Origin of the sequence: Mesorhizobium sp. (assembly GCF_024509055.1) — a bacterium.
Classification (GTDB): domain Bacteria; phylum Pseudomonadota; class Alphaproteobacteria; order Rhizobiales; family Rhizobiaceae; genus Mesorhizobium.
Window position 1 is genome coordinate 1 of the sequence record NZ_JANINM010000136.1, and the last position, 4,224, is coordinate 4,224.

At 62.3% G+C, this 4,224-nt stretch carries 6 protein-coding genes and 1 pseudogene; 4 read left to right on the forward strand and 3 right to left on the reverse strand.

Annotation, left to right across the window (positions count from 1 at the left end; translation table 11 throughout):
- Positions 1-91 precede the first annotated feature (91 nt).
- From Q0L57_RS07125 to Q0L57_RS07135, 3 genes are read left to right on the forward strand one after another with little or no spacing between them, the layout of a single operon-like run.
- Positions 92-556 carry a RidA family protein gene (locus Q0L57_RS07125; protein WP_296740327.1) on the forward strand — a complete coding sequence of 155 codons (465 nt, stop codon included), beginning with the start codon at positions 92-94 and terminating at the stop codon, positions 554-556.
- A 4-nt stretch (positions 557-560) separates the two neighbouring features.
- The gene (locus Q0L57_RS07130) at positions 561-1,289 is read left to right on the forward strand and encodes a glycerophosphodiester phosphodiesterase (protein ID WP_296740328.1); all 729 of its coding nucleotides are present in this window, start codon (positions 561-563) and stop codon (positions 1,287-1,289) included.
- 54 nt (positions 1,290-1,343) lie between these two features.
- A complete protein-coding gene (locus Q0L57_RS07135; RefSeq protein ID WP_296740330.1) occupies positions 1,344-2,558 on the forward strand; it encodes a GNAT family N-acetyltransferase in 1,215 nt (404 codons plus the stop codon).
- Positions 2,559-2,577: 19 nt separating this feature from the next.
- On the opposite strand, the gene Q0L57_RS07140 is transcribed toward Q0L57_RS07135, so the two are convergent.
- Entirely contained in the window at positions 2,578-2,742 is a 165-nt protein-coding gene (locus Q0L57_RS07140; protein WP_296740331.1) for a cytochrome oxidase subunit III, read from the reverse strand.
- Positions 2,743-2,809: 67 nt separating this feature from the next.
- Here Q0L57_RS07140 and Q0L57_RS07145 point away from each other — a divergent pair, with 67 nt between their 5' ends.
- Entirely contained in the window at positions 2,810-3,235 is a 426-nt protein-coding gene (locus tag Q0L57_RS07145) for an HIT family protein (protein WP_296740334.1), read from the forward strand.
- A 21-nt stretch (positions 3,236-3,256) separates the two neighbouring features.
- Here the strand turns inward: Q0L57_RS07145 and Q0L57_RS07150 are convergent, their stop codons facing one another.
- Together Q0L57_RS07150 and clpA are read right to left on the reverse strand one after the other, a co-directional pair.
- The gene (locus tag Q0L57_RS07150) at positions 3,257-3,868 is read right to left on the reverse strand and encodes a chloramphenicol phosphotransferase (RefSeq protein WP_296740336.1); all 612 of its coding nucleotides are present in this window, start codon (positions 3,866-3,868) and stop codon (positions 3,257-3,259) included.
- A gap of 63 nt (positions 3,869-3,931) precedes the next feature.
- A pseudogene (gene clpA, locus Q0L57_RS07155) lies at positions 3,932-4,224 on the reverse strand (ATP-dependent Clp protease ATP-binding subunit ClpA); the annotation flags it as partial.

Here is a 4,224-nt window from a genome sequence, read left to right on the forward strand (position 1 = left end):
GTCCAGCTTAAAAAAAGTCGTGGCGGAAGCGAGGCAAAAATAGCAATTTCGGCCCCGCCAGCGCGGCGTCTTCCAGCAATAGGGAAAACCAATGAGCGAAACAATCGAAAAGCGGCTAACGGATCTTGGCGTCACCCTTCCGGCAGCCGCGGCCCCGGCAGCCAACTACGTGCCCTATTGCCGGACCGGCAATCTGCTGTTCACCGCGGGGCAGTTGCCGCTCAAGGACGGCAAGCTCCAGGCGAGCGGGCTGCTCGGCCGCGACGTCGACACGGCAACCGGCAAGGAAGGCGCGAAATTCTGCGCCATCAACATCCTGGCCCAGGCCAAGGCGGCACTCGGCGATCTCGGAAAGATCCGCCGGCTGGTCAAGATCACGGTGTTTGTCGCGTCGGCGCCTGACTTCGTCGAGCAGCATCTGGTGGCCAACGGTGCTTCCGACTTCCTGGTCGCCGTGCTCGGCGAAAGCGGCAAGCATGCCCGCTCGGCCGTCGGCACCGCGTCGCTGCCGCTCAACGCAGCGGTCGAGGTCGAAGCGATCTTTGAAGTCGAGTGAGTAGATGTCCGATCTTTCCTGGCTGATTGCCCGCCCGGTCGCGCATCGCGGCTTCCACGACATGAACAAGACGCGCTGGGAGAACACGCTTTCCGCCTTCGCGGCAGCAGCCGAGCGTGGCTATGCAATCGAATGCGACGTTCATATCTCTTCGGATGGCGTGCCGATCGTCATACACGACGACGAGCTGAAGCGCCTGACCGGCCATGATGGGTTCGTCTGGCAGCGCACAGCAGCCGAACTGACCGCGCTCAAGGTCGGCGGCACCGCGGACCATGTGCCGACGCTGCGGGAGGCGCTCGACCTGATCGACGGCCGGGTGCCGCTTGTGGTCGAGCTGAAAGGCGTGCCCGGTCGCGACAAGGGTCTCGTCGCCAGCGTAGGCAGGCTGCTCAAGCGTTACAAGGGCAAGGTGGCGATCATGTCGTTCGACCACTGGCTGATCCGCGATTTTTCCAGGGACGCGCCCGGCATTCCGGGTGGGCTGACTGCCTATGGCAAGGAAAACCAGTTGATCGAGGCGCATTTCGCCATGCTGGCGCATGACATCGCCTTCACCTCCTACGCCGCCGGCGACCTGCCGAACCCGTTCGTCAGCTTCGTGCGCGAAAAGCTCAAGATGCCGGTGATCACCTGGACCGTGCATGACCAGCCGGCGATCGATCTCACCTTCAAATATGCTGACCAGATGACCTTCGAGGGCTTCGAGCCGGACTTGATCAAGGTAGCCTGAGGCGGTGCCTCGAACGTGACTTGCAGACGCCCGGACGACGCTTAAATAAGCCCCATGGATCAGGGTGACGACGACGATGGACAGGTGGCGAATGCGGACTATGCGATCCGCGTCGCCGCGGGTATCGGCGCCTTCACCTGCGACGAATGGAACGGCTTCGCCGGGACGACACGCGGCGACAGGGAAAGCGGCTACAACCCGCTGGTTTCATTAGCTTTCCTGAGCGCATTGGAAGATTCGGGCTGCGCCGTGCGGCGCACCGGCTGGCAGGGCCATCACCTGAGGCTCGAGACAGCGCAGGGCAAGCTGCTGGGCGCCGTGCCCTGCTATCTGAAATCGCACAGCCAGGGCGAATATGTCTTCGATCACGGATGGTCCGACGCGTTCGAGCGTGCTGGCGGGCGCTACTATCCAAAGTTGCAGTGTTCGGTGCCATTCTCGCCAGTGACCGGCCCTCGCCTGCTGGTGAGCAAGGGCGAGGATCCGGACACGGTCAAGGCCGGTCTCGCCGCCGGGCTGAAGATGGTGACCGACAAGCTCGGCGTCTCCTCCGCCCATGTAACCTTCGCCACGGAGCCCGACGTCGCGACGCTCGAGGCCGCGGGCTTCCTTCACCGCACCGACCAGCAGTTCCATTTCTTCAATGAGGGTTTTTCGAGCTATGATGACTTCCTCGCCACGCTTGCCTCGCGCAAGCGCAAGGCGATGAAGAAGGAACGCCGCGAAGCGCTGGTGGACGGCATCAGCATCGACTGGCTGACGGGCAAGGACATCACCGAAAGCGCCTGGGACGACTTCTTCGCCTTCTACATGGACACCGGCGGCAGGAAGTGGGGCCGGCCCTATCTCAACCGCGAGTTCTTCTCGCTGATCGGCGAGCGGATGGCGGACGACATCCTGCTGGTGATGGCCAGGCGCAATGGCCGATATATCGCCGGCGCCATCAACTTCATCGGCTCCGATGCGCTCTACGGGCGCAACTGGGGTTGCATCGAAGACCACCCCTTTCTGCACTTCGAGGTCTGCTATCACCAGGCGATCGACTTCGCCATCGAGCGCAAGCTGAAGGTGGTTGAGGCCGGAGCGCAAGGCGAGCACAAGCTTGCGCGCGGCTACCAACCGGTGACAATGCATTCGGCGCATTACATCGCGCATCCCGGGCTGCGAAATGCGGTCGCCGACTACCTGCGCCGCGAACGACGCGAAGTCGAGCGAATGGGCGAATATCTCGAGGAGCACACGCCGTTCCGGAAGGACCTTGCGGAATAGCCCTGTGCCGATCCCTCGGTCAGTGAGGCTTTCGGGCCGCGATCGGCACAAGGAACGAAAAGCAGGCAACCAGGAAGAAGATGCCGCCGGCAAGCGCCAGCAGATCGCCCGCGCGCCACGCCGCGGCGATGAAGAACAATGCTGACACGATGAACAACAGCCAACCAGCGACGACCCACTTCATGGCTGCTCCATCTTGACGCTGCCCCCCAGGCGACAAACATTGCCGACCATAAAACCAGCGAGGTACCATGACCGTCTACGACCCGGACAACATTTTCGCAAAAATCCTGCGCGGCGAAATCCCTTCGCACCGTATCTATGAGGATGACGCCGTCGTGGCCTTCATGGATGTGATGCCGCAGGGCACAGGCCACACCCTGGTGGTGCCGAAGGCGCCGTCACGCAACATCCTGGATGCCGATCCTGCCACGTTCGGTCGGCTGTTTGCCGTGGTGCAGAAAGTGGCCATAGCGGTCAAGAAGGCTTTCAACGCCGACGGCGTCACGCTCATGCAGTTCAATGAGCCGGCCTCCGGTCAGACCGTCTATCATCTCCATGTGCATGTCCTTCCGCGCTTCGAGGGCGTGCCGCTCAAGCCGCACAGCGGACAGATGGAGAAGCCGGAAGTCCTGGCTGAAAACGCGGAGAAGGTTCGGGCAGCGCTCCGGAGCTGATCCAACCTGCCGGGAGCCAGCCTATAGCAGTGCCAATCTCTGGAAGGCCGTCGACTCCGATCCGGTGTCGAGCAGCTTCCGGATCGCCTCGGCGCATGCTCCAGGAGATAACAGCTCGGTGTCGACTTCAAGGTCATAGAGGCCTGGCTTGTGAACTTCCTCCTGCCATAGGCGCACAGGTGTGGGTACCGGGTCTTCGTCCGACCCGGTCACATAATTGCCGACTGAGCCGGCGCGCCGTTGCAGGATCACCTCGATTGGACAGTGGACACCGACGAACAGGACCGGCAGGCCGGCCAGGCGCCTGGCACAGTCGGGAAGTATGCCGAGTGGTCTCGAATAGGCGTCATGGTGGCCGATATCGGTTACCACATTCAGCCCCTGCCGACTGTGGACTGCGATCGACTCGTAAAGTGCTGCATAGAACTCAGGCACGAAAGCCTCGAGGTCGGGGCGTTCTCCACCGGGGCGCAGGCCGATGCCCGGTTGCAAGCTTGGTGGCGTGATCCGTGCATAGACGTCGACGCCGAGATTCACCCAGACGCCATCGAACTTCTCCTGAATTGCGGCGGCAATACTCGACTTTCCGGACCGGGGGGCGCCGTTCAGGATGATGATCTGGCCCGCTTTCATACCGTGGCTCCAATGAAAAAAGCCCCGTTTCCGGGGCTTTTTTGCACATGAGGGTCGAACCCGTCAGCTCTTGCGAGGCAGTTGCGGCACCAGGCTGCGCTTGCCGCCATCCTTGCCCTTGGGCTCAGGCTTCTGCGCCACCGCCTTCTTGGCAACCGGCTTCTTCGCCACTGCCTTCTTGGGCTTCGGCGCGTCTTCCGGCTCTTCCTTCTTCGGCTTCACCGGCGCTTCGTCCGCGAGCGATTCGAGCTTCAGTCCGGTCTCGCCGGTTTCCTTCTTCTCGACGGTGACGCGCACCGTTCCGCCCTTCTTGAGCTTGCCGAACAGCACCTCGTCGGCCAGCGGCTTCTTGATGT